Below are 25103 nucleotides of genomic sequence, written 5' to 3'. Positions count from 1 at the left end.
GTCAGTAGGGGTAATGCGCGGGGCCGCCGGCAACGGTCAGCCATCGGCGTTCGGTGAACTCGTCCAGGTTGGAGTCACCACCGGCCCGCCCGCCGAGACCCGATTGCCCGATCCCGCCGAACGGCGCCAGTGCTTCGTCCTGTGGTGTCGCATCGTTGATGTGCACCATCCCCGCGGACAACTTGCGCGCGATCGCGAGGCCGCGACTCAGGTCCGCGCTGAGCACGGAGTCGACCAGCCCATAGCTGGTGTCGTTGGCGACCTCGAGCGCTTCCGCATCATCGTCGACGACCAGCACCGGCGCGATCGGTGCGAAGATCTCCTCGGTCCACAGCCGCATCCGGGGCGTCACATCCACGACCACGGTCGGCCGGAAGTACGGCGCCGTACCGGCTCCCCCGGTGACGATCCGCGCCCCTTCGGCGACCGCCTCGACCAGCAGCTCGTGCGCTCTGGTCCGTTGTCGCGCATTGATCATCGGACCGAGCCCGACCGACGGATCGAGCGGATCCCCGACCGTGATCGCCTCCGCGCGAGCGGACAAGCCGGCGACGTACCCGGCTGCGATGTCGCGTTGGACGATGTGGCGGCCGGCGGTGATGCAGGTCTGTCCCTGGTAATGGAAGCTCGACCAGGCTCCGATCATCGTCGCCTGCTCCAGGTCAGCGTCGTCGAGCACGATCAGCGCATTGTTGCCGCCGAGCTCCAGCGACACCTTCTTCAGCAAGCCTCCCGCGGTGGCGGCGATCTCGCGGCCGACCTTGGTCGAGCCGGTGAAGTGAATCATCGAGATACCAGGGTGCTCGACCAGCCGGCGACCGACCTTCTCCTCCCCCGGTACGACGTTCAGGATCCCCGCCGGAGCGCCCGCCTCGGCGAACAGGTCCGCAATCGCGAGCCCGCCGCTGATCGGCGTCTCCGGCGACGGCTTGAGTACGACGGCGTTGCCCAGCGCGAGCGCCGGTGCGATCACCCGCATCCCCAGTACCAGCGGGAAGTTCCACGGCGTGATGACGCCGACGAGTCCGACCGGGACGCGCTCCGACAACGAGAGCCGGCCGGCGTGGTTCGAGCCGAGCACCTCACCTACTGGGCGGGATGCCAGGCTCGCGGCCTCCATCAACTCGCTGCCCGCTGCTGAGATCTCGTAGTCCGCTTTCCCTGCAATACAACCTGTTTCACGGATCAGGAGCTCACGGAAGTCCGACGCACGGTCGGCGAGCACGGCTGCCACGGAGCGCAGTACGTCCGCGCGTTCGGCGTACGTCCGCTGCGCCCAGTCGTGCTGCGCGACAGTTGCTGCCTCGACCGCGTCGTCCACATCGGACGGATCGGCGAGTCCGGCGGTCGCGAACACCTCACCCGATGCCTTGTCCCGGACGTCGATCCCGGCCTTGCCGGCCGGTTGCCGGAACTCCCCGTCGACGAAGACACTCTGCTGCCACTGCTGGTCCTGGATCGTCACGTGCGTCTCCGTCTCAGTGGTCGTTTTCAGTGGTCGTTTTCAGTGGTCGTTTCAGTGGTCGTTGCTGGGGGCAATCGATCGGACCAGCGCGGCCGCCTTGGCGATACCGTCGTCGTCCGGGAAGAGCGGATCGCCCTGCTCGATGCACAGATCGCCGGTATAGCCGATCTCCACCACGCTGGCGACGAAGTCCTTCCAGAAGTCGACCCCGTGCCCGAAGCCGAGCGTGCGATGCACCCAGGTCTTGTCCGCCCAGGCCTGGCCGGCCACCGGGTTCAGTACGCCGGCCCGATCCAGGTTCTGCGGTTTGAGCTGGCTGTCGTTCAGATGAACGCGATGTACTGCGGGCCCGAGGTAACGCACGGCAGCCGGGATGTCGATCTGCTGCCAGAACAGGTGACTCGGATCAACGAGCGCACCAACCGCCGGACCGACTGCATCCCGCAGTCGCATCAACGTGCGCGGATTGAAGACGACGCTGCCCGGATACAGCTCGAGCGCAACGCGTACGTCGTGATCGCCCGCGAAAGTGGCAGCCCGTTCCCAATACGGCAGCACCCGCTCGGACCATTGCCAATCGAGGATCTTCGCGAAGTCGTCGAGTGCCAGCATCGAGATCCAGTTGGGGTAGCGCGCATCCTCGGAGTCACCAGGGCACCCGGCGAACTCCGTCACCGTGGGTACGCCGAGCAACGCGGCCAGCTCGACGGTCTTGTTGAACCGGTCCTGCTGACGCAGGGCTCGTCCGGTATCGGGATGCAACGGGTTGCCGTAGCAACCGAAGGCGCTGATCTCGAGACCGGCGGCCTCGACCCGGGTGAGCAGCTCCTTGCGCTGCCGCCCGTCGGCGAGCAGGTCGTCCAGCCGGTACTCGAAGGCGACGAACTCGCCGAACGTCCCGACCTCGAGGCACTGTACGTCGTGCTGGGAAAGGAAGGTGAGCGCATCGTCCAGCGCCCAACCGCGCAGACACTCCAGGAACACTCCGGTCTTCATCACAAGCCTCCTGGGCTTCAGTGTTCGGTAGATTAACAAACTCAGACTGCCGCAGCAACAGCCTGTTCTTGCGTTAACATGGAAGGGCTTTGCGTGATCACGTTCGATGTCAGGAGCCTGTTGTGAACCCAGCGCCGACGCCCCCGAGCCGACTGGACCTGCCGGAGAGTTCGCGTGGGGTGCTCCGGAGGCTGGCGACACACGGGCCGGCGACCCGGCCGCAGCTGGCCAGGGCGCTCGGGCTCTCCCGGCCCACGATGTCCGCGGTCATGCCTGAGCTGATGAACCTCGAGCTGGTCAGCAGCGGAGGCTCCTCGCGCGGCGCCACCGGTCGTAGTGCCGTGCTGTACTCGCTGGCCGCAGGCGCCGGTCACGTTCTCGGTGTCGAGGTCGGCGCGACCCGTGCGCGGGTCGTCGCCCACTCGCTGGACGGCGAGCAGATCGCCGCGCGGGAGGAGCGCATCTCGGCCCGCCGGCGCACCATCACCGACGCCGCGGTCTCCACCACGATGGAGCTCTGCGAGAAGGTGCTGGCCGAGGTCGGCGACGGTCATGGCCCGCTGCGCGACGTCGTGATCGCCGCACCGACCAAGCCGAGCACGAAGCCGACCTCCGTCAGCACGAGCGGTCTGCAGCCCGACGGTGTCGAGCAACTCGCCGCCGCGTTGCCGGTGCCGGACGACGTGCCGGTCATCGTGGAGAACAACGTCAACTGCGCCGCCATCGCCGAGCACCGCCTCGGCGCCGCGCAGAACCAGGACACCTTCGTCTATCTGCAGGTCGGCGTGAAGATCGGTCTCGGCATCGTGATCGACGGCAAGCTGATGCACGGTGCGCACGGCGCCTCCGGGGAGGTCGCGATGATGCCGTTCCCCTGGTCGCCGGGCGAGGAGCCGACCCGCGCCGGCCTCGAGGAGTACCTCGGGTCCGAGGCGCTGATGGCCCGGTGCGCGGAGGTCTGGACCAGCGGCAACGGGCCGGTGCCGAAGGACGCGGAGGCTCTGTTCCAGGCCGCGGCGCGCGGGCAGTCGACCGCACGGCGGCTCGTCGATCAGCACGCCACCGATATCGGTCGCCTGGCCGTGGGCGTGATGAGCGTCCTGGACCCCGGCCTCGTCGTACTCGGCGGTGGCGTCGGTCAGAACCAGCTGCTCCTCCCCGGCGTACGGCGGGCAACGACCGCGCTGGCCTGGGACACCGAGATCACCGTCGGCGCCCTCGGCGAGCACGCCACGGTCCTCGGCGCAGTACACATCGCCATCACGCGGGCGCTCGACCGCCTTACCTGACGTGGTCATGGCAGTGCCGACTCTCCGGCGCCGGTACGTCGAGCGTGGGGTTGCGGTCGAAGAACCCTGACGGCCGCAGGGTGAATCCGCAGCGGTCGACCGGCATGACCGGCCAGTCCTCTGTGCGAGGGAAGTGCGTGGGCCCGAACGTGTGCCAGACGACGATGTCCTCGCCGTCGATGGCGCGGTCGGCCGCGATGTAGCTGGGCAGTCCGGCGCCGCCCGGATGCTGGTTGACGTAGTCCCCCGCCGGATACCGCTCGTCCGGGTCGTACCGCGTGACCCAGAGATGCTTGGTGGCGAACGCGGCCCGACGGTGCAGCGTCGATGATTCGGCCGCGAGCAGCGGCGGGGCCGGCTGCGGATGCAAGGTGTACGCGGTCGGCCGTCCGAGCCGGTTGTTCTGCTCGGTGTTGACAATGCTCCAGACCCGGCCGTGTTCGGTGCTTGCCAGGCGGGTCGCGTCGGTCTCTTTCGGCAGCCGGGTGATCGTTCGGGTCAGGGCATTGCCGTACGGATTGTCGGGCCCGATCGGCTGCCCTTGGACGTCGATCTCGTCGACCGCGTTCGTCGTCCCGTCCACCATCATGTCCAGCCGTACGCCGAACAGGTGTTGATGTGCCGGGGCGCCGAGCCCGGGCGCGACCTCCGCGCCGTACCGATAGTCCTGCGGGTCGCTGGAGGTCCAGATCACCCCGGTCAGCTTGATCTCCAGCTCGATCGTGCCGTCCAGGTACAGGTACCAGTAGTAGCCGTAGTCGTAGTTGCCGACCGTGGTGAAGAACGAGATCACCAGCCGGCGCTGCCGCCGCGTCTGGGAGGATCCGTTGAAGATGTCGGTGTGCTTCCACAGGATGCCGACGTCCTCCTCGTGGATGCAGACGGCGTTGCGGATCGTCTTCGGCCGACCGTTGTCATCAGCAACGATCGCGTCCAGGTAGGCGATCTCGCCCAGACAGTCGCAGCCGAGTTCGAGCGAGTTGGCGAACTTGCCGATCAGGTACTCGCCGTTGTCGAAGTACGTCTGGAAATAGCGCGCCGGCCCGGGATCGCCGTACGGGACGACCATCTCGGGGACCGAGGCGCGATAGATCACCGGTCGGCCGTCGACGCCGAGCTGGTGCAGGGTGAGGCCCTCGCGGGCGTCGAAGCCGATGCGAACAGACCAGTTCTGCCACTCCAGCAGGTGGCCGTCCAGGGTGAAGCTCGGCCCGTCCGGCTGGGTGATCTCGATCGGCTTCAACGTGGTGCGCGGCTCGACGGCGGAGTAGTCACCGGACTCCGCCGGGATCGGCAGGTCGGCCTCGTCGATCAGCTGGTACACGCGTCCTTCGACCAGATCGACGTACGCCGCCAGGCCGTCGATCGGATGGGCCCACGCGAGATCCGACTCGTGCTCCTGGACGAACGCGAGCACCCGGACGATCCGGCGGCCTTCCTCGCCGGCGTGCCCGTACCAGCCGGCCGTCAGCGGGCACACACGGACCGTCGACAGGTCGGTCACGCCACGACGCAGTACTGCCTTCTGCCACTCGGGGTCCGCGTGCACGATCTCGTCGACCCGAGCGAAGTCCTCGTCGAGAATCGGCAGCTGGCCGTCCCGCGCGGGGTCGAGCTTCCGTTGCCGGATCACCTCACCGCGGCTTATGGACACCACCACATCAGCGAGCTCGCCGGTGGCGACATCGATCAGGTACGCCCGGATCCGGCGCTCGGTCGACGTACCGTCCAGGACTTCGCGCTTGGGTGGCTCTTCCAGGCCGACGTACGCGAACCGGGTGGTCGGCTTCAACAGCCCGGCGTCGTCCAGTACGGCGCGTGCTGCTGTGTACTCGTCGGCCGAAACCGGGTCGAGCGGGTGACTGCTCGCCATCGCATCTCCTAGGTTCGGGCCGGCACCTTGGTGTCGTCCTGGTGATGGAGGAACCCGTCGATCGCCAGGCCGCGCAGCCGCGCCATCTCACCGGCGAGCAACTGCACCGGCAGAATTTCCAGCACGGCGCGGGACATGGTCGGTGCCTGAGGCACCGTCATCACGACGAGGTTGTCCGCTTCGTCGACCGATGCCGGCGTCACCAGGACGGTCGGAATCCCGGCCCGCGCAAGGTATTGCGCAAGGGTCACTTCACGGCCGTCCCCGATCAGCAGACAGGCATTCGCCGACGGCCTCAGCGGCTCCATCGGACCGTGCAGATACTGATACGTCTCGTACGTCGAGGTGCAGATCCTGGTCGACTCCCGGAGCAACAACGCGGCCTCGGCTGCTGCGGCGTACGACCCGGCCGCACCGACGACGTCGATCGATTCGGCCAGGGCGAACACCGCCGCTGCCTCCGAGGCGGCCGACGCCTGACGGTCCAGCGTGCGCGACGCCAACTCCGGCAAGCGATGCCAGTCATCACCGTCGTCCCTGCCGACCAGGACATCGGCCAGCAGTCCACACGCCTGCAAAGTCGTCGTGTAGCCGACGGTATAGACCCGGCTGTCCTCCCCCGCCTCCAGCGCCACGATCGCATCGACATGCGCCGCCATCGGCCCGTCCGGAACGTTGGTCAGTCCAAGCTTGGCGCCCACCGGGACCAGATCGGCGGCCTCGATCGTCTCCCGGCTGCGACCGCCTTCGGAGATGAACAGGTACGAATCGGCCGGCCCCGCCAGCAGACCCGAGCGAGCCAGCGCGACCGCATCCGACCCGGCCAAGTTGACCGCTCGCCGCCGGTCGTGCGCCAGCCGGAAGACCAGGGCATTGCCGGCGTGGGTGCTTGCGCCCATCGACACCACGCCGAACGTTCCCTGCCGCCAGGCGTCGAGATCGAGGTCGTAGAGCTGCGTCCGTACGGCGGCGGCCGAACGCTCCAACGCCGACGGCTGGCCGGCGACCGCTTCGTAGTAGTCCATCAAGATCCCTTCAGTGCTGTCAGGCTGTCTCCGAGAGCGAGAGCTCCGAGGACCGGTGCACGATCAAGAAGGTGGACGGTCACGTCCGGGTGGCGTCCGCGAAGAGCAGCCACGAACGCGTCGTGCAGCCGGCCTTGCCCGAGCAACACGCTGCCTCCGGCAACGACTTGGTCGGCGGCGACACCGCGGTGCAGCAACCGATCGACGAGAGCTGCCAGTTGCCGCCCGGCTTCGCGGATGACCTCGACAGCCAACGCCGAACCTTCGTCGGCGGCGTCGAAGATCTCGATGGCCCACTCGCCGAGCCACGCGGGCGAGGTCGAGGCAGTGACTGCCATCGCCAGTTGGGCCCCGTCGGTGGCCTCGAAGACGGTAAGGAGTCGCCTACCGAGAGGGTCGGCCGGCTCGCCGCTGTCCAGCTGGCCGAGCACCGCGCGTGCGGCCTCGCGTACCAGGCCTGCCGCGCCGCCCTCGTCGCCGAGAACCCAGCCCCAGCCGCCGGCGGTGACCAGTCGTCCATCCATCCGCGCGACCGCGATCGACCCGGTGCCCGCGATCAGCCCGATGCCGTCGCGCTGAGCCGCGGCCGGGACGAGCAGCTCGGCATCGTTGACGACCAGGACACCGCCGACGAAGTACTGGCGGAGGGCGGCCGCGAAGTCGTCGCACTGCTCGGTGCTGTCGCAACCATGTGCGCCGACGACCAATGGGAGACGCAGCGCCTGCGGGCCGAGCCATTCGCTGATGAGGCGGTGCAGTCCTACCGCGTTGTCACGGAGCGAGTGCGTTCGCCAGGTCGGCGTACTCACGGTCCACTCCTTCGTGACGCTCTCGCCGTACCCGAGCGCGAAGTGGGTCTTGGTGCCGCCGACATCAACGCCGACGACCTCCCGCGGGTGGGGCGAGGCAGCTGCCATCGTTCGATCACCGAACCCTCGATTGGTCCTCAAGAGAGGAGAGCCCCATACCTGCGGACATTCAGCGTGGCGAGCACCTCAATCGTTCTGCTCGCTATGTTCGGCAGCTTAACAAACTTAGGCGAGCGACGACAAGGGTTGCTAGATTCGGGAGCTATGAGCGGCGAGGGGAATCAGCACGGGCACACGCATCGGCTGGATCTGGACGATGCGTCGGTGCGGGAGTGGGACGCGACGGTCGTCGGGGTGGATCCGGAGCGCGGGATCGTGCTCGACCGGTCCGCGTTCTATCCCGGTGGCGGCGGGCAACCGCCGGACGAGGGCGTGCTGCTGTGGGGCGGCGTACGGACCCGGATCGTGGGGACGGTCCGCGGCGACGACCTGTATCTGGTCCCCCAGGACGGCGACCCGGTCCCGCCGGTCGGTACGGCGGTGCGCGGGGCGCTCGACGACGAACGGCGTACTCAGCTGATGCGGACCCACTCCGGGCTGCACGTGCTGACCGGGGTAGTGTTCCGCGACTTCGGGGCGCTCGTGACGGGCGGGAACATGGAGCCGCTGTCCGCGCGGATGGACTTCGACCTGGCCGACGTACCGCCTGACTTCAAGGAGCGCGTCGCGGAGGCGGTGAACGCGGAGATCCGCACCGACCGCCGGATCACAGTCAGCAACCTGCCGCGCGAGGAGGCGTTCGCGATCCCGGACATCATCCGAACCGCGACGAACCTGCTCCCACCCGACATCGAGATCGTCCGCATCGTCGACATCGCCGGCCTGGACACCCAAGCCGACGGCGGCACCCACGTGGCGTCAACCGCCCTGATCGGCCAACTGGAAGTAGTCAAGATGGAAAGCAAGGGCAAAGGCTTCCGCCGCCTCCGCGTCCGCATCAGCTGAAGCACCAGAGAAAGAACGGATTCCGGAACCGAGCCCCGGGTCGGTCTCTAAGACTTCTGCTTCTTCTGTTCGGCGGCCTGGCGGCGGACTTCGGCTTGGGTGGTGCGTTCGTGTTCGAGCCAGTCGGGGTTGTCGGCGCGGATCGCCTCGATGTCGTCCGTGGTCAGGGCCTCGGTGATGCCGGCGCGGGCCAGGCCGCTGATTGAGACGCCGAGCCTGGCTGCCACCACGGAACGTGGGTGCGGGCCGGTCCGGCGGAGCTCCTGGAGCCATTCGGGCGGGTCGGTCTGCAGCGCGTTCAGCTCGTCGCGCGATACGACGCCCTCCTGGAACTCCGCCGGGGTGGCCGGGAGGTACACGTCCAGTTTCTTCGCCGCCGTCGAGGGCTTCATCGTCTGCGAAGTCTTCTGGGGTGCCTTGCGCGCTGTCATGACAGCAGGGTAACGCCCGGTAACCTGTGAGCCGTGACCGGATTCCGGCTGGGCTACGTTCCCGGCGTGACCCCAGCCAAGTGGGTCCGGCTCTGGGCCGAGCGCCTCCCCCGCGTCCCGCTGGAGCTGATCCAGGTCACCGCCGCGGATGCGCCCGACCTGGTACGCCGTGGCGAGGCCGACGCGGTGCTCCTGCGCCTGCCGATCGACCGCACCGGCTTGCACGCCATCCCGCTGTACGTCGAGCAGACCGTCGTCGTGGTGCCCAAGGACCACGTGATCACGGCCGCCGAAGAGATCACCGTCGACGACCTCGCCGACGAGCTCATGCTGCACGCGCAGGACGACGTACTCGACTGGGAGCGGCCGCCGGGGCGGCTCATCGAGGAACGGCCGGCGCGCACCGGGGACGCGATCGAGTTGGTTGCCATGGGCACGGGGCTGCTCGTCGTACCGCAGTCGTTGGCGCGGTTGCACCATCGCAAGGACCTGACGTACCGGCCGCTGACCGGCGTACCCGAGTCGCAGGTCGCGCTGAGCTGGCCGGAGGCCGAGACCAGTGAGCTGGTCGAGCATCTGATCGGCATCGTCCGCGGCCGGACCGTCAACAGCACCCGCGGCCCGGCACCGAAGGCGCCGAGAACACCGAAGAAGGCAGCTCCGAAGAAGGCAGCTCCGAAGAAGGCAGCTCCGGGCAAGAAGGCCGCGTCGAACCCCCGGCAGCAGAAGCCGCGGCGCCGTCGCTAGTCTCAAGTTGAGTTCTCAACTATTATCGTGGGTATGGCGATCTTCCGGTTGAACCACGCGGTCCTGTACGTGCGCGACGTCGCGGCGAGCGTCGCGTTCTACCGAGACGTCCTCGGCTTCGGCTACACCGAGTCCGGTGACGCGATCCCGGGCGCGGCGTTCCTCCGGGCGCCGGGGTCGAGCAACGACCACGACCTCGGGCTGTTCCAGATCGGGTCGCAGGCGGGTTCGTCCGGTGCGGGCCGGACGACGGTCGGGCTGTACCACCTGGCCTGGGAGGTCGACACGCTCGGCGACCTCGAGGACCTGGCCGGCAAGTTGAGCGAGCACGACGCGCTCGTCGGCGCCTCGGACCACGGGACGACGAAGTCGCTGTACGGCAAGGACCCCGACGGGCTCGAGTTCGAGATCGTCTGGATCATCCCGGCCGACCTGCTCACCGACGACGACCGCAACAAGACCGGCATCGCCCGCCTGAACCTGGCCGCCGAGATCGAGAAGTACGGCCGCGACGCCCGCAGCGGCGTCGGCATCTCCCGCGTCCTGGGTTGACCCGACTGGCGGGTTGTTTCGCCGCTGGCGGCATACAACACGTCAGCACGCAAACAACCCGTCAGCGGCGGCTCAAGCCCGGGTTATGTGGGCGGCGATCCGCAAGGAGTTGGCCAGGACGGTGAGGACGGGGTTCACGCCGCCGTTGGTGACGTGGAGCGAGGCGTCGGCGATCCAGACGTTGTCGTGACCCCAGACGCGACCGTGCGGGTCTGTGACTGATCGGGCCGGGTCGTTGCCCATGCGGCACGAGCCGGCCTGGTGCTGTCCGCTGCTCGCGCGGCCGAGCGTGCCGACGCCGCCGACCGCGGTCCGGATCGCGCCTGCCTCCTCGAGCCATGCCTTGGCCTTGGCGCTCATGAAGCCGTGCGCGCGGACGTCCTCCGGATGGATCGACCCACTGGTCACGACGACCGGATTGCCGAACCGGTCGACCACCGACGGGTCCACGCGGACCCGCGACTCGGCCGACGACACCTCCTGGATCGGTCCGACCACACGGAGCATCCGTCGTACCTCGTGCCGCATCGCCTGCTTGCTCGCCAGACCGCCGCGCGGGATGAGCCCGGCCCCGGTCAGATAGTCGTACGTCGCCGCGGGCGTCGGCACGAACTCGTTCGCGAGCATCCCGCCGCCGATGATCCCGTCGTTCCCGTGCCGGAAGTCGCAGGTCGCGATCGACGCACCCGGCCCGACGAGATCGACCACCTCGTCCTCGAACAGGCCGATCGCACCGGCGTACACGTGGGCCTGCAGATGCCGCCCGACCTGGTCCTGGTTGTTGCCGATCCCGTGCGGCTCGCCGTCGTGCGCGCTGTTCAGCAGCAGCCGCGGCGTCTCCGATGCACCCGCGGAGACCACGATCTCGTTGCAGGAGACAGTCCGCCGCCATCCCCCGTCGGCGACCAGCGCGACACCGGTGACCCGGCCAGTTGAGTCGGTGACCAGTCGCTCGGCCGTCGTCTCGGTGACCAGCGTGCAGTTGCCGGTCGCGAGCGCAGCCGGGAGCGCGGTGTTGTGCGTCCCGCCCTTCGCGTCGACCGGACAGGCGAAGCCGACACACTGCCCACACCGCACGCAGCCTGAACGCCCTTGGTAGTCGACCGAGTTGATCAGCAGCGGTACGTCGAGGATCCCCCAGCCCAGCCGATCCGCAGCCGCGGACAACAGCTCAGCCGGCCCGGTCCGCGGCATCGGCGGCATCGGCAGCGGGATCGAGCGCGGCTCGTGCCACGGGTCCGCCCCGCCACCGCTCACCCCGAACCGCTGCTCGGCCAGCGAGTAGTACGGCTCCAGGTCGTCGTACGAGATCGGCCAGTCGGCGAGCGCGCTGCCCTCCGGTACGCCGTACGTCGTCGCCATCCGGAAGTCCCGCGGGACGAACCGCCACGCCTGCGCGCCGTACACGCGCGTCCCACCGCCGACCGTGAACGCGTTGTTCCCCCAGCCACCGTCGGGCGGTAGGACCTGACTCCGCACACCGTCCACGACGGAGATCCGGGGCCGACCAGCAGGATCCGGGTCGGTCAGTGCCGGCAGCCCTGCCACCGACCGAGGATTGCGCAGATGGTCGTGCGTGAGCGATTCCGTCGTCGGATAGCGCCCCAGCTCGACGACGAGCACCGACCGGCCCGACTCCGCGAGCACCTGCGCCGCCGCTCCCCCACCAGCACCCGAGCCGATCACGATCGCGTCGTACCGATCCGCCAACGCCGACCGTGGCGTGATCGTCAGCTCGGTCTGCACCGGCGAGAAGTCACCGGTCTGCCACCCGACCATCCCCCACGCCGCCAGGTCCGCGTAGTACCCCTGCGCCACCAGCCGAACCAGCCAGGCGCCATCCGCATCCGCCAGCACCGCATCCAGGTCCGGCACAGGCCCAGCCACCTCCAGGGCCCGCTCGACCCGCGGCAGCCAGTCCGGCCGATCCTCAGCCAGCACCCGCTCCACAAACCCCACCGCTCCCACCGCCGCGGGGTACTCATCCGCCGGTACGGCGACCTCCGAGAGCCGCTCGAGCACGATCCGTTGCTGTTCAGAAAGGGCCACGATCAAATCCTTTCACGCACAACGCGACCTTGCACGGTTTGTACTTGCCGGTCCATTTCGACCGAGCAACGCTATGGGCATGGCACTTGACGACTACTACTTGCTCGGGCGGTCGGGGCTGCGGGTCAGCCGGCTGGCACTGGGCACGATGAACTTCGGACAGGCAGGCTTCCACGCGCCGTACGGCAAGACCGAGGACGAGGCGCGGGCGATCTTCCGCGCGTATATCGATGCCGGCGGCAACTTCATCGACACCGCCGACTTCTACACCGCCGGGGAGAGCGAACGGATCCTCGGCCGGTTGATCGCCGAGGCGGGCGTGCGGGAGCGGATGGTGCTGACCACCAAGGCGACCAACAGCCTCGACTCCGGCGATCCCAACGCCGGCGGCAACAGCCGCAAGCACCTCATCCGCGCGCTCGACGAGTCCCTGCGCCGGCTCGGCACCGACTATGTCGACCTGTTCCTGCTGCACACCTGGGACCGCATCACCCCGATCGACGAAGTACTGCGGACCCTCGACGACCTCGTCCGGGCAGGCAAGATCCGGTACGCCGGGCTGTCCGACGTACCGTCCTGGTACGCCGCTCGCGCGCAGACGCTGGCCGACGCGCACTCGCTGACGCCGATGGTCAGTCTGCAACTCCCGTATTCGTTGGCCGAGCGGACCATCGAAACCGAACACGTCCCGATGGCACAGCAACTGGGGCTCGGTGTCACCGCGTGGAGCCCGCTCGCCGCGGGCTTCCTGACCGGGAAGTACCAGCGCGACGACATTCAGGGCGTCGCCGGTGAAGGGCGACTCACCGGTGACGGCTCACCCGCGCGAACCTGGGGCGACCGGCACTGGAACCTGTTGAAGACCGTGACGGACGTCGCGGACGAGCTCGGCGTGACGATGGCCCAAGTCGCGGTCAACTGGGCTGCCACACAGCCCGGTATCGCGTCCGCGATTGTCGGTGCCAGCCGTCCGGAGCAGCTCGAGTCGAGCATCGCCGCCCTCGGATTCGAGCTGCCGAGCGAGCTTCGTGCTGCGCTCGACGATGCCAGCGCCGTACCCCCGGAATCGGTGTACCGGATGTTCACGCCTGAGTACCAGGGTTGGTTGGTCAACGCTGGAGCGAAGGTCGCCGACAAGCCGGCCGGCTACCGGCCGCCGGTGGTCAACTGGAGGTAGTCCAGGCAGAGGTCGAGCGCGTACTCCAGATGCGTCGACGAGCCTGACGACATCAGGATCACCACGCCGCCCTGGATCGCGGCGATCAGTGCGGCCGCAGCGCGGGCGGGATCCACGTCGGCACGGATCTCGCCCGCATCCTTCATCTCTTCGATTCCGCGCTCCAGCCGGTGCTGCCATTGCGCGAGCAGCTTCCCGGTCACCGCCTGCGCCGCCGGTGTGTGCCGCCCGATCTCGGTGATGAGGACTCCGAGCGGGCAGTGCACTCCCTGGCGTCGGTACCGTTCCACGACGACGTCACGCCACTCGGCCCAGGCATCCCAGCTGGTCAGCTGCCCGAGGTGCGGCTCCTGGTCCTCGAGCACCTGCTCGGCCTCGCGCTCGGCGACCGCGAGCAGCAGCTGCTCCTTGCCTTCGGGGAAGTAGTGGAACAGCTGGCTCTTCCCGGTCCGGCTGCGCCGGCCGATGTCGTCCAGCTTCACCGCGCTGATCCCACGCTCGCGGATCTCGGCAGCAGCGGCCGCCACGATCCTGTCCCGCGTCGCCGCACCCTTCGCTGTCAGCACGCGGTCAAATGTACCGCGCGGTCCATCAGCTCCGGCCGGCGTTGAGCTCCGCGAGCTTGCCGAACACCTTCTTCGGCCGCCACTGCCCGTCGTCCCCGACCGCGACCAGCCCGTACGACGAGAGGTCGAGATCGCGCTGTGGATCATCCTCGCGGTGCGGCAGCTCGAAGCCCGCGAAACTGAACCAGAACGCCGCCGCCAGCTCGATCCGGTCGAACTCCTCGACGAGCTCGAACAGATACTCCACTTGCTCCTCCTCGTCCCGCTCGTACGATCCGTTGATGACCGGCGGGTCGACGCTGCGGTCCACGATCATCCAGCCGGTCCCGCCCCGCTCGGCCGCGCCGCGGTACGCGCAGCAGCCGAACTCGGTGGCCACGACCGGCTTGCCCCACTTCGACCGCGACGCCAGCTCGTCGGCGAAGGTCGCCGCGTTGGCCGCGTCCCGGTACGCGTCGACGCTGACGATGTCGAACAGATCCCAGTTCACGTCCTCCCACAGGCCGGCGGCGTACGTGATCCGGCCGCCGAAGGCGCTGCGGGCAGCACTCGCCAGCTCTTCATGCACCGAACCCCAGCGCTGGAGGCCGGCCTGCAGCTCCATCAGCTTGGCCGGGTCGGTCCAGGTCGCCGGGTCGCCCATCAGCGCAAGCCGCTCCCCTGTGGTCTCGCCGGGTACGAAGCCCTTGCAGAACACGGACAGCTCACACCCGAGCACGAGCACGACGTCGCCGCGCGCCGACTGCCGCAGTACCTCGGCCTGCGCGGCGCAGTCGGTGAGGAAGGCGATGAACTCGGACGGCTCGAGGTTCATCGGCATCGGCGAGAACCAGAGGTCCAGCCCGGCGGCCAACGCCGCCTCGCCCGCCACCACCAGCCGGTCCAGCTCGGTGCCCACCACGCGGACCGCAGGAGCATTGAGCTCGTCCGCGATCACTGCCATCTCACGACGTACCGCGTCGGCATCGAAACGGTTGCGCGTACTGCGGCCGTCGTACCGCAGGCCGGTGTCGTAGTTCACCCCGATTGATTGCATGACCTTCAGCTTAGCAAGTGAACTCATACTCGGTACATCTTTTTATCCGGTATGGTTAAACCGTGAACCACCAAGGCCGCCGTGAGCGGAAGAAGGCCGAACTCCGGACCCGGATCTCGGAGGTCGCGACCACGCTGTTCCTCGAGCGCGGCTTCGACGCGGTGTCGGTGTCCGAGGTCGCCGAGGCGGCGGATGTCGCGCGGCCGACGGTCTTCGCACATTTCGCGCGCAAGGAGGACCTGCTCTTCGACCGCTACCCCGAGGCGGAGGCCCTGGTCGTTGCCGCAGTCAACGACCGCCCGGGCGGCGCGTCCGCGGTCAAGGCGCTGTCCGATCTCCTGGTCGCGCTGGCCGACGAGGGCAACCCGCTGTCGACGATCCGCGGCACGTTCCGCCGCTTCTGGGAGGTCGTCGCCGAGTCGCGGGCCTTGCAGAGCCGCGCCCGCGAGCTACTGCAGCAGATCGAGCAGGCGATCGCCGGAGCGATGGCGCACACCGGCGTACCCGATCCTCAGCTGACCGCAGCGCTGACGGTTGCCGCCTACCGCGTCGTCCATCTCGAGTCGGTACGCCGGATCTTCGCCGGCGACGATCCTGACGTGGTGGCCGCGGAGCACCGCGAGCGCATCATCAGCGCGCTCGCTGTCGTCGATCAGGCCTTCAAGTAGGCCGCGATCGTTCGCGCACAATCGATCGAGTCGGTGTGCGACGTGTCCACCTCGAGGTCGTATCTGATCCCCTGGTGGACGATCAGCGCCTGTCCTTCGGCCATGCCAGGTGGGCGGTCGCCGCGGGCGAGTTCGCGTTGCGCCGCGATCGCCGGGTCGCAATGGACGCCGACCCACAGCGTCTCGAGGTCGCCGATCGCGTTCCACCACCGCTGCTGCGAGGACGGGCCGCCGAGGAAGACGTCGTCCATGATGACCCGGCCGCCGGCCCGGCACATCGCGACGATCCCAGCGGTCCAGCCCGCTTCCAGCGCGCGGAACGCCGGCCCGACCGACACCTCGCCGTCAGAACCGATCACGATCCCGTCCGGCGAACCCTCCAGCTTGGCCGGCAGCGCGTCGACGAAGTCGTCCACGCTGAACCCGAGCCACGGCTCGTCCAGCACCTCCTGCAGAGCCCGCACGATCGCGGTCTTCCCGGAGCTGGAGCCGCCGTTGAGGATGATCAGTCGAACCGTCACGCCCGCAAGGCTAAATGCTGATCCGGCGTCACCTCGACGGCTTTACGGCGAGCCAGCCCGAGGAACGGGACCGCGAGCACCTGGATTCCCGCCGCCAGCAGGTACGCCTGCCCGTAGCCCCACAGGTCCGCGGACCGGCCGAGCCCCGGCTGGATCACGACGCCACCGGCCGAACCGAGCAGGTTGTCGAACGACAGCACCGTCGCCCGCTGCGCCGACGGGATGTGACTGTTCAGGTACGCCTGCCGCACCGGCGTCATCGCGGCGAACATCGTGCCCCACACCATCAACAGCACCAGCGCGGCCCCGAACGACGTCACCAGCCCGATCAACGCGATCACAGCCGCGGACGTGGTGATCGCCCCGATCAGGATGACGATCCGGTCCCGGAAGATGCGCGCGACGTACGACGCCGACGCGCCGCCGGCGATCTGCGCACCGGCAACGATCCCGGCCGACAGACCCGCGATCCAGTACGAATCGGCATGCCCGTACAGCTGCAGGAGATAGGGCTGCGCGGCGTAGAAGCCGTACACGCTGACACCGGCGGTGAACGGGCCGGCGAGCATCACCCAGCGCACCGGCGGATTCAGCAGCCCGTGCCGCAGCGATGCCCGGACGATCCCGCCCATCTCGCCCCGTACCGAGACCCGCGGCTTCGGCGTGAACCCGAGGTCGCGCATCGCCCGCCACGCCACCACGAAGGTGGCCCCGAGCAACAACGCGCGGACGACGTACGGCATGCCGAGGTTCGTGACCTGGGCCAGCAGGCCGCCGCCGATCGAGCCGCCCATCATCGCGATCCCGCTCGCCACCTGCCCCTTCGCGAACGCCGCGTCGAGCGACCCGCGGTACCCGGTGGCGTGCAGCCCATCGACCAGCCACGCCTCGGTCGCGCCGCTGAAGAACGTGAACCCGAGCCCGAGCAGCACCGACACCACCGCCCACAGCACGAACGGCGCATGTGCCCGCCACAGGAGCAGGTAGAGCAGCGTCGCCCCGAACAGCGTGGCTGTGCCCAGAAGGTACGACGCACGGCGTCCGACTGTGTCCGCGACCACACCGGTCGGGACCTCGAACAGCACCATGCCGGCGGTGAAGAACGCGTTGGCCGCGAAGGCCTTCCCGATGCTCAACCCCGCGTCGAGCAGGAACAACGTGTTGATCCCCCAGATCATCGACGATGCCCCCGTCGACACCGCGACCAGCGTGACGTAGGTCCGCAGTACCCGCTCCGGCGTCATGGTCTGTACCTCCTCCGTAGTCATGAGGTACGTCGGAGTCGCGGCGACGGTCTCGACATCCACCCAGGTAACTCTCGGGGCAGGTATCGTCCGGGCCGTGACGATTCAGCAGGATGGCGCCACGAGCCATACGCCGAATGCCCACGACACCGTCAAACTCGCGGTGGTCATCGGGGCACTCGGTGTGGTGTTCGGTGATATCGGGACCAGTCCGATCTACACGATCCAGACCGTGTTCAACCCCGATGACCCGCACCCGGTGCCGGTCAGCGACGCGAACGTGTTCGGTGTGGTCTCGCTGATCTTCTGGTCGGTGATGATCATCGTCACAGTGACGTACATCCTGCTCGCGCTGCGCGCCGACAACAACGGCGAGGGCGGCCTGATGGCGCTGATCACGGTGCTGCGCCAGTGGGGCCGCCAGCACCCGGAACGCAAGGGCGCGATCGTCCTGGCCGGGCTCGGCCTGTTCGGAGCGTCGCTCTTCTTCGGCGACAGCATGATCACCCCGGCCATCTCGGTCCTCTCCGCGGTCGAAGGTCTGAAACTCGTCGAACCGTCACTGGGCGAGTACGTCGTACCGATCACCGCGGTGATCATCATCATGCTGTTCGCGGTCCAGCGACGCGGCACCGAAGCGGTCGGACGGGTGTTCGGGCCGATCATGATCGTCTGGTTCGCGGCCATCGGTGCGTGCGGGATCAGTGGTATCGCCGGGCACCCCGAGATCCTGAAGGCGCTGTCGCCGACGTACGCGATCGGCTTCCTGACCGGCCACTTCCACATCGCGTTCTTCGCGCTCGCCGCCATCGTGCTCTCGGTCACCGGCGCCGAGGCGCTGTACGCCGACATGGGGCACTTCGGCCGGAAGGCGATCACGCGGGGCTGGCTGTTCCTCGTCCTGCCTGCGTGCGTGCTGAGCTACCTGGGTCAGGGCGCGCTGATCCTGAAGGACCAGTCCAACATCAGCGGCCCGTTCTTCCTGCTGATCCCGGACTGGGGCCGGCTGCCGCTCGTGCTCCTCGCAACCGCGGCGACGGTGATCGCCTCGCAGGCCGTCATCACCGGCGCGTACTCCGTCGCCTCGCAGGCCGCGAAACTCGGCTACCTGCCGCGACTTCGGGTCGCGCACACGTCGGCGACCACGGTGGGCCAGATCTACGTGCCGTGGATCAACTGGCTGCTGCTGGTCTCGGTGCTGACGCTGGTCTTCGCGTTCCGCAGTTCGGCCGCGCTGGCGTACGCGTTCGGTATGGCGGTCACCGGCACCATCACGATCACCACGACGCTGTTCTTCTACGTCGCCCGGTACCGCTGGAACATCTCCTGGTGGCTGATCGGCGCTGGCGCGGCGCTGCTGCTCTCCGTCGACCTGCTGTTCGTCGGGGCGAACCTGACCAAGCTCATCCACGGCGCCTGGCTGCCGCTGCTGATCGCGCTGACCGCGTTCACGATCATGACGACCTGGCAACGCGGCCGACAGGTCGTCACGGCCGAGCGGGAGAGGGCGGAGGGGTCGCTGCAGGAGTTCATCGACCAGCTCGGCTCCGGCGGCATGCCGGTCCGGACAGTGCCAGGTACGGCGATCTTCCTGAACCGCGGCGGCGTCAGCACCCCGCTCGCGCTGCGGGCGAACGTCGAGCACAACCAGGTGCGCCACGAGCACGTGGTGATCGTCGCGATCGAGACCGAGGAGATCCCGCGCGTCCCCGAGGACCAGCGGGTGATGGTCAACGACCTCGGGTACGGCGACGACGGGATCACGCACGTCACGATCAAGTTCGGGTACATGGAGGCGTCGGACGTGCCCAGCGCCCTGGCTCTGCTGGACCCGGCCGCGACCGAGGGTCCGATCGATCTCGAGAACGCGTCGTACTTCCTGTCGAAGATCGAACTCCGCCGCGGCAAGTCCGCCACGATGGCCGGCTGGCGCAAACAGCTGTTCCTCGCCACCTCGCACATCACCGCCGACGCCGCCGAGTACTTCGGGCTGCCGCGCGACCGGACCGTCATCATCGGATCGCATATCGAGTTGTAACCATGGACCAGACCTACGACGAGCTGGCGCCGGTGCCCGCACTGGCCGGTCTCGTTCGTACTGTCTGGATCCAGCGGACCGGATCCGTCGCATATGTGCAGCGCGACCTGCCGACAGGCGGGGTCGAGCTGCACTGCCCGGTCGGTGGTGTGCCGCAATTGATCGGGCCGTTGACCCGCGCTCAGGTGCAGGTGCTGCCGCCGCGGACCACGATCGTCGGGGTCCGGTTCATGCCCGGGGCGGGGACGGCGCTGCTCGGCGTACCCGCTGACGACTTGGTGGATGTGTCGGTCGAGCTGTGGGGTCCTCTGGCCGACGTACTGGGGACCGTGGTCGCCTGTTCGCCCTCTGCCCACTCGGCCTTGCTGGGTGTCCAGCGGTCTCTGGTCGAGGAGGAATTGCGGCCGGATCCGCTCGTCGCCGAGATGGTGCGCCGGCTGATGCCATGGAACCCGACCGGGATCGCGTCGTTGGCTGACGACCTCGCGTTGTCGGAGAGTCAGCTCCGGCGCCGCTGTCTGTCGGCGACCGGCGTCGGACCGAAGACGTTGCAGCGGACCTTGCGCTTCCAGGGATATCTGGCCCTCGCACAGGCCGGCTACGGCAATGGTCTCGCCGATCTGGCCGCCGAAACCGGCTATGCCGACCACGCCCATCTCACCCGCGAGTGTGTCCGGCTGACCGGCGTCACCCCGCGCGACCTGCTCGGTGTGAAGGCCGACAGCTGCGACTGCGGGCACGACCACTCCGCGTCGTACCGCCCGTTCCTGGCCGGCTGGTACGACCGTTTCCTTCAAGCCCAGTCGTCCCCCACCCGTCTACCGTCAGCCCATGGAGCTGATCGGCGCTGACCACCCGCAGTACGACGTACTCCGCCGTCTCGCGCTCCCGCAGTACCGCGCCATCCGCCCCGCCGCCATCGCGCGCTGCGCTGATCCTTCCGATGTGGCCGAGGCCCTCACCTACGCCCGCGCCCACGCGCTCCCGGTCGCCCTCCGAGGCGGAGGCCACTGCTTCGCGGGCCGCTCGTCGACCACTGGACTCCTGCTGGACCTCTCCGCGCTGAACTCGGTGTCAGTGGCAGATGGACAGGCAGCGATCGGAGCTGGGGCTCGGCTGGCGGACGTGTATCGCGGGCTGCACGAGCACAGGCTGACGATCCCGGCCGGTTGTGGGCCGACGGTTGGGATTGCCGGGCTGACGTTGGGTGGCGGGCTCGGGCTGCTGGGCCGGAGGTACGGGCTGACGTGCGATCGGCTCGTCGGCGCGACGGTTGTGCTCGCGGACGGTCGGGTCGTGGAGTGTTCTGACGAGCAGGAGCCGGATCTGTTCTGGGCGCTCCGCGGAGCCGGAGGTGGTCAGTTCGGCGTCGTCACGTCGCTCGTGTTCGCCGCCGTACCGTCGCCCACCGCGACGCGTTTCACTCTCACCTATCCACGGGATCGGGCCGCCGCCGTCATCGCCGCTTGGCAGTCCTGGGCACCGGACGCGCCCGATCACCTCACGGCCAGCCTCGCCGTGACGGCCGACGAAGTACGGGTGTTCGGTGCCGCGGTCGGCGACGCCGACTTCGGCGAACTCGCGTCCCTCGATCCGGCGGTCGAGCTGCGCGACGGGCTCAGTTGGCCTGAGCTCAAGCGCAGCTTCTCCGACGAAGACGTCCAGGACGACCGTGTCGTCTACAGCAAGTCGGAGTTCTTCGGCTCTCCGCTCCCCTGCGACACCATCGCTCAACTCCTGGCCGCGGGCTGCGAGCTGGGCTTCACCCCGATGGGCGGCGCCTACAACCGCGTCCCCGCCGACGCCACGGCCTTCGCCCACCGCGGTGAACGCTTCCTCCTCGAACACGCGAGCCCCGACCGGACCGCCGTACGGCGCTCCTGGTCCATCGCCCACCCGCACGCCTCCGGCCGCCTCTACCCCAACTTCCCCGACCCGTACCTCACCGACCTCATCGCTTACCACGGCGGCAACTACGAGCGCCTGCTCGCCATCAAGCAGGCATACGATCCAGACCACATCTTCGGAGGACTCAGATGATCGTGCTCTACATGACCATGTCCGTCGACGGGTACGTCGTCGGACCGGACGACAGCGTGGAAGAGCCGATGGGACGCGGCGGATTCCGGCTGTTCAACTGGCTCGACGACCGCAACTCCGACGGACCGAGCGGCCAGGTGTACGGCGAAGCAGTCGCCACCGGCGCCGTCATCGCCGGCCGCCGCACCTTCGAACACGCCGGCCGCTGGGGCGGGGACCACCACGACGGCGTACCGATCTTCGTCCTCACCCACCACGTCGACGAGAACGACGTCGCGCCCGGCAGCTCGCGCTTCGTCACCGACGTGAAGTCCTGCGCCGCCCAGGCCCGCGCCGCCGCGGGCGACCGCAACATACTGGTCCACGGCGCCGGCGCCGCCCAGTGCCTCCTCGCAGCCGGAGAACTCGACGAGCTGGAACTCCATGTCGTCCCCGTCCTCCTCGGCCAGGGCCGCCGCCTCTTCGACAACCTCCCCGCCACCCAGATCGAACTGGAACAAGTCCGCCAACTCCCCTCCCGCGACGTCACCCACCTCCACTACAAGGTGCTGAGATAGATGACAATCCCGAAGAAGGTAGCCATCGAAGCCCACTGGAGTGCGTCCGAGAGCGGTGACGTCGAGGCAGAACACGCGATCTACGCCGAAGACGCCGTGCTCGAGTACCCCCAATCCGGCGAACGCTTCCGCGGCCGCTCCACCATCGCAGCCCAACGCGGCAGCCACCCCGCCGACCGCCACTTCACCGTCCGCCGCATCGTCGGCACCGACGACCTCTGGGTCAGCGAATGCACCATCACCTACGACGGCACCCCCACCTACTCCGTCTCCATCATGCAATTCGCCGCCGACAAGGTAATCCACGAAACCCAGTACTTCGCCGACCCCTTCCCCGCCCCCACCTACCGAGCCTCACTGACCGATGGATAGCGAGAAGGCTCAGCTTCTCAAGCACCTCGACGAAATCCAGCGGTCGTTGCTCTGGAAGATAGAGGGGCTGAGCGACGCCGAGCTTCGGCGGCCGATGACGTCGACCGGGACCAACTTGATCGGGATCATCAAACACCTCACCGGGGTGACATCCGGCTACCTGGTGTCGGCCTTCGGGCGGGAGCGGGAGACGCTCCCGTGGGAGGACGACGAGGAGTTGTGGTACGGCCTGGACATGTGGGCGACGCCGGACGAGTCGACCCGGGAGATCGTCGCGGCGTACGAGCGGGCGTGTGCGGCTGGGGCGCGGTCGATCGAGGAGCTGGAGCTGGACACGCCGGGAACGGACCACACCGGCGCGGCGGTGACGTTGCGCTCGATGGTTCTCACGGTGTTGCTCGACACGACCCGCCACGCCGGGCATGCCGACGTCGTGCGGGAGATGCTCGACGGTCGGGTCGGGAGTCGGGAGAGTGACCCGATGTCGCCCGACGACGAGGAGTACCTGCGGATGTACCGGGCTCGCATCACCGGCGAGATCGATCGCGAGACCTGGATGGAGTACGCCCGTGGTCAGAGCCAGGGTGGGAGGGGGGCGGCGGGGTGACCTGATGTGGTGATGTTCGTGTAGGGGCGGCCGGCTAGGTAGGCGGCTAGTTCGGGGAGGGGGCCTTCGGCGGGTGGTACGTCGGGGCGCGTGGTGCGGATGTCTTCGCAGAGGGCTTCTAGGAAGTCGGTGGGGAGGTCGGCGAAGGTGAGGCCGGTGGAGAGGTCTACGGCGTGGATGAGGACCTCGCGGGAGCGCATCCAGGGGATTCGGGTGGCGGGGATCGGGGCGCCTTGGGCGGTGCGGACTGTGGACTGCCATTGGGTTGCTGTGAGGGCTGACATGGCGTCGGCCAGTCCGGCGGCGGACTCGTCGTACCAGGAGCGGAGTTCGGCCTCGGGGCGGAGGGCGCCGGCTTCGATGTCGGCGTTGCGAGCCTCCGGCGACGGATACATCGGGCGTTCTTCGCCGGTGCGGGCCCAGTGGACGAGGTTGCCCAGGGCCTCGGCGTTGAGTGACAGGTGAGCCGCGACATGCCGTCGTTTCCAGCCTGGTAGCGCCGATGGGGCGTCCAGGTCGATCAGTGCCTCGCGGCACTTCGCCGTACCCTCGTCGATCCAATCGTCAACGCGTGCCATGAGGGGAACGTAGCCGACGACGGCGCGGGTTCTTGCAGCGGTGGGGTGTTCTGGTGAGACTGAGCCGATGAAGGAGGGGGCCCCGCCATGGTGACGTCGATCGGGGTGGTGGGACCGTCAGACCTGGTCACCTCCACCAGCCGGATCCTGAAAGGACTGCGTGGGGTCGAGATCGTCCCGCTGCGGTACCGGCGGGAGACCGATACGCCGAAGGTGATGGCCAACGCGCCGGGCAGCGTCGACGCGTGGCTGTTCACCGGCGTCGTCCCGTACCAGATGGCCGCCGCGCAGGGCCTCCTCGACCGGCCGGCCGCACACGTCGAGTACACCGGCGCCACGCTGATGCGCGCCCTCGTGCAGCTGCTCAGCGAGGGGCGTGACGTCACCTCGATCAGTATCGACGTACTCGACGAGGCCGAGGTCCGCGAGACGTTCGACGAGGTCGGCCTGCCGACGAGCGGCGTACGCGTGCTGCCGTACCGGCCTGGGCTGAGCCTCGAGGAGATCCTCGCGTTCCACCACGAGGCCCGCGCGACCGTCGCGATCACCTGTCTGCGATCGGCGTACGAGAAGCTCCGGACCGAGCAGACCACGCTGCGGCTGGCACCGTCGATCCACTCGGTGCGCAGCGCGGTGAACAGTCTGCTGCTCGTCCATGACGCTTTGCGCAGTGACGATGCGCAGATCGCCCTCGGCCTGGTCGAGATCTCTCCCGACGCCGAGAGCGCGCTGCGCCGTGAGGCCGGCTCGCTCGGCGGCAGCGTCATCCGGTACGACGACAAGCGGTGGCTCGTCATCGCGACCCGCGGACCGCTCGAGCAGGCGACCGCCTCGTTCACCGAGCTGGGCATGCTGACCCGGTTGAAGGAACAATTCGGACCAGTCCGGATCGGCTTCGGCATCGGCGGATCCGGCACCGAGACCGAGGCATTGGCGCGCCGCGCCCTCGGCCGAGCGCGGACTGCCGGGCGTACGGCGGCAGTCGTCTCGCTGCGCAACGACATCGATCTCGTGCTCGTCGGCGGGGCGGCACCACGCGCTCAGCAGCGGTCGAAGCTGCAACTGCTCGCCCAGCGCGCCGGCCTGTCGAAGGCAACCCTCGAGCGCCTGCAGGAACTCGTCCACGCCACCCCCGAGGACGGTCTGACCACGCGTTCGGTTGCCGACTACCTGGGCATCCAGCCGCGTACGGCACGCCGCGTCCTCAACCGCCTCGAACGCGCCGGCCTGGCCGATGCGACCGGCACCCAGCTCGGCACCGGCAGCGGCCGCCCACTGGTTGTTTACCGCGTTCATCTCTGATTGTTTCCCGAGCGGTTGACGCACTGACGCACGTCCGGCTAATTTCAGCCATGACCGTAATTCAGTGCGTACTGTCCCGGGAGGCCTTGTGGACAAGCGAATCGCACGGGGATTGACCGCTGCTCTGGTCATCTGCGCAGGGCTGGTGTCCGCTTC

At 68.5% G+C, this 25103-nt stretch carries 25 protein-coding genes; 13 read left to right on the top strand and 12 right to left on the bottom strand.

What is annotated here, in order from left to right; genetic code table 11:
- Position 1: 1 nt before the first annotated feature.
- Together EV645_RS30130 and EV645_RS30125 are read right to left on the bottom strand one after the other, a co-directional pair.
- Positions 2–1465 carry an aldehyde dehydrogenase family protein gene (locus EV645_RS30130; protein ID WP_130447442.1) on the bottom strand — a complete coding sequence of 488 codons (1464 nt, stop codon included), beginning with the start codon at positions 1463–1465 and terminating at the stop codon, positions 2–4.
- Positions 1466–1516: 51 nt separating this feature from the next.
- On the bottom strand, positions 1517–2461 hold the full coding sequence (locus tag EV645_RS30125; protein ID WP_130447441.1) for a sugar phosphate isomerase/epimerase family protein: 945 nt from the start codon (positions 2459–2461) through the stop codon (positions 1517–1519).
- Between the two features lie 122 nt (positions 2462–2583).
- Here EV645_RS30125 and EV645_RS30120 point away from each other — a divergent pair, with 122 nt between their 5' ends.
- Positions 2584–3750: an ROK family transcriptional regulator gene (locus tag EV645_RS30120; protein WP_130447440.1), complete on the top strand. Its 1167-nt coding sequence runs from the start codon at positions 2584–2586 to the stop codon at positions 3748–3750.
- On the opposite strand, the gene EV645_RS30115 is transcribed toward EV645_RS30120, so the two are convergent.
- Genes EV645_RS30115 through EV645_RS30105 form a run of 3 tightly spaced genes read right to left on the bottom strand, consistent with a single transcriptional unit; the run spans position 3743 to position 7565 of the window.
- The gene (locus tag EV645_RS30115; protein WP_130447439.1) at positions 3743–5623 is read right to left on the bottom strand and encodes a primary-amine oxidase; all 1881 of its coding nucleotides are present in this window, start codon (positions 5621–5623) and stop codon (positions 3743–3745) included. The two genes, EV645_RS30120 and EV645_RS30115, sit on opposite strands and share 8 nt — an antisense overlap.
- An 8-nt stretch (positions 5624–5631) precedes the next feature.
- The gene (locus EV645_RS30110; protein ID WP_130447438.1) at positions 5632–6648 is read right to left on the bottom strand and encodes an SIS domain-containing protein; all 1017 of its coding nucleotides are present in this window, start codon (positions 6646–6648) and stop codon (positions 5632–5634) included.
- Positions 6648–7565 (bottom strand): N-acetylglucosamine kinase, encoded by a 918-nt coding sequence (locus EV645_RS30105; protein ID WP_130447437.1) that lies wholly within the window; start codon positions 7563–7565, stop codon positions 6648–6650. The genes EV645_RS30110 and EV645_RS30105 overlap by 1 nt, the downstream gene beginning before the upstream one ends.
- A gap of 156 nt (positions 7566–7721) precedes the next feature.
- Between EV645_RS30105 and EV645_RS30100 the strand changes: the two genes are divergently transcribed.
- Positions 7722–8462, top strand: coding sequence for an alanyl-tRNA editing protein (locus EV645_RS30100; protein ID WP_130447436.1), 741 nt, complete (start codon positions 7722–7724; stop codon positions 8460–8462).
- Positions 8463–8509: 47 nt separating this feature from the next.
- Here the strand turns inward: EV645_RS30100 and EV645_RS30095 are convergent, their stop codons facing one another.
- Complete coding sequence (locus tag EV645_RS30095) at positions 8510–8893, bottom strand: DUF5997 family protein (protein ID WP_130447435.1); 384 nt, start codon at positions 8891–8893, stop codon at positions 8510–8512.
- Between the two features lie 33 nt (positions 8894–8926).
- Between EV645_RS30095 and EV645_RS30090 the strand changes: the two genes are divergently transcribed.
- Together EV645_RS30090 and EV645_RS30085 are read left to right on the top strand one after the other, a co-directional pair.
- On the top strand, positions 8927–9640 hold the full coding sequence (locus EV645_RS30090; protein ID WP_130447434.1) for a LysR family substrate-binding domain-containing protein: 714 nt from the start codon (positions 8927–8929) through the stop codon (positions 9638–9640).
- Between the two features lie 33 nt (positions 9641–9673).
- Entirely contained in the window at positions 9674–10192 is a 519-nt protein-coding gene (locus EV645_RS30085) for a VOC family protein (protein WP_130447433.1), read from the top strand.
- Positions 10193–10264: 72 nt separating this feature from the next.
- On the opposite strand, the gene EV645_RS30080 is transcribed toward EV645_RS30085, so the two are convergent.
- Positions 10265–12241, bottom strand: coding sequence for a GMC family oxidoreductase (locus EV645_RS30080; protein WP_242000757.1), 1977 nt, complete (start codon positions 12239–12241; stop codon positions 10265–10267).
- 79 nt (positions 12242–12320) lie between these two features.
- Here EV645_RS30080 and EV645_RS30075 point away from each other — a divergent pair, with 79 nt between their 5' ends.
- Positions 12321–13418 carry an aldo/keto reductase gene (locus EV645_RS30075; protein WP_130447431.1) on the top strand — a complete coding sequence of 366 codons (1098 nt, stop codon included), beginning with the start codon at positions 12321–12323 and terminating at the stop codon, positions 13416–13418.
- Here the strand turns inward: EV645_RS30075 and EV645_RS30070 are convergent.
- Both EV645_RS30070 and EV645_RS42920 read right to left on the bottom strand, forming a co-directional pair.
- Positions 13388–13984: a TetR/AcrR family transcriptional regulator gene (locus EV645_RS30070; protein WP_130447430.1), complete on the bottom strand. Its 597-nt coding sequence runs from the start codon at positions 13982–13984 to the stop codon at positions 13388–13390. The genes EV645_RS30075 and EV645_RS30070 overlap by 31 nt on opposite strands.
- Positions 13985–14009: 25 nt before the next feature.
- Positions 14010–15020, bottom strand: a complete 1011-nt coding sequence (locus tag EV645_RS42920; protein WP_130447429.1) for a hypothetical protein — start codon at positions 15018–15020, stop codon at positions 14010–14012.
- 62 nt (positions 15021–15082) lie between these two features.
- Here EV645_RS42920 and EV645_RS30060 point away from each other — a divergent pair, with 62 nt between their 5' ends.
- Positions 15083–15688 (top strand): TetR/AcrR family transcriptional regulator, encoded by a 606-nt coding sequence (locus tag EV645_RS30060; RefSeq protein ID WP_130447428.1) that lies wholly within the window; start codon positions 15083–15085, stop codon positions 15686–15688.
- On the opposite strand, the gene cpt is transcribed toward EV645_RS30060, so the two are convergent.
- Both cpt and EV645_RS30050 read right to left on the bottom strand, forming a co-directional pair.
- Positions 15673–16209, bottom strand: coding sequence for a chloramphenicol phosphotransferase CPT (cpt, locus tag EV645_RS30055; RefSeq protein ID WP_130447427.1), 537 nt, complete (start codon positions 16207–16209; stop codon positions 15673–15675). The two genes, EV645_RS30060 and cpt, sit on opposite strands and share 16 nt — an antisense overlap.
- A complete protein-coding gene (locus EV645_RS30050; protein WP_198681944.1) occupies positions 16206–17516 on the bottom strand; it encodes an MFS transporter in 1311 nt (436 codons plus the stop codon). Before EV645_RS30050 ends, cpt begins: the two co-directional genes overlap by 4 nt.
- 34 nt (positions 17517–17550) lie before the next feature.
- Between EV645_RS30050 and EV645_RS30045 the strand changes: the two genes are divergently transcribed.
- The 6 genes from EV645_RS30045 to EV645_RS30020 are packed head-to-tail and all read left to right on the top strand — an operon-like array spanning position 17551 to position 23067.
- Entirely contained in the window at positions 17551–19491 is a 1941-nt protein-coding gene (locus tag EV645_RS30045; RefSeq protein WP_242000756.1) for a potassium transporter Kup, read from the top strand.
- Positions 19492–19493: 2 nt separating this feature from the next.
- Positions 19494–20342 (top strand): helix-turn-helix domain-containing protein, encoded by an 849-nt coding sequence (locus EV645_RS30040; RefSeq protein ID WP_130447424.1) that lies wholly within the window; start codon positions 19494–19496, stop codon positions 20340–20342.
- On the top strand, positions 20323–21531 hold the full coding sequence (locus EV645_RS30035; RefSeq protein ID WP_130447423.1) for an FAD-binding oxidoreductase: 1209 nt from the start codon (positions 20323–20325) through the stop codon (positions 21529–21531). The genes EV645_RS30040 and EV645_RS30035 overlap by 20 nt, the downstream gene beginning before the upstream one ends.
- Entirely contained in the window at positions 21528–22088 is a 561-nt protein-coding gene (locus EV645_RS30030) for a dihydrofolate reductase family protein (protein ID WP_130447422.1), read from the top strand. Before EV645_RS30035 ends, EV645_RS30030 begins: the two co-directional genes overlap by 4 nt.
- Positions 22089–22460, top strand: coding sequence for a nuclear transport factor 2 family protein (locus EV645_RS30025; RefSeq protein ID WP_130447421.1), 372 nt, complete (start codon positions 22089–22091; stop codon positions 22458–22460).
- On the top strand, positions 22453–23067 hold the full coding sequence (locus tag EV645_RS30020) for a DinB family protein (protein ID WP_130447420.1): 615 nt from the start codon (positions 22453–22455) through the stop codon (positions 23065–23067). Before EV645_RS30025 ends, EV645_RS30020 begins: the two co-directional genes overlap by 8 nt.
- Here EV645_RS30020 and EV645_RS30015 read toward each other — a convergent pair.
- Positions 23034–23645, bottom strand: a complete 612-nt coding sequence (locus EV645_RS30015) for a maleylpyruvate isomerase family mycothiol-dependent enzyme (RefSeq protein ID WP_130447419.1) — start codon at positions 23643–23645, stop codon at positions 23034–23036. The two genes, EV645_RS30020 and EV645_RS30015, sit on opposite strands and share 34 nt — an antisense overlap.
- An 87-nt stretch (positions 23646–23732) precedes the next feature.
- On the opposite strand from EV645_RS30015, the gene EV645_RS30010 reads away from it, so the two are divergent.
- The gene (locus EV645_RS30010) at positions 23733–24947 is read left to right on the top strand and encodes a helix-turn-helix domain-containing protein (protein ID WP_130447418.1); all 1215 of its coding nucleotides are present in this window, start codon (positions 23733–23735) and stop codon (positions 24945–24947) included.
- Positions 24948–25103: the final 156 nt, after the last annotated feature.

Source organism: Kribbella rubisoli (genome assembly GCF_004217145.1).
Lineage (GTDB): Bacteria > Actinomycetota > Actinomycetes > Propionibacteriales > Kribbellaceae > Kribbella > Kribbella rubisoli.
This window is presented reverse-complemented; position numbering and strand designations above follow the sequence as displayed.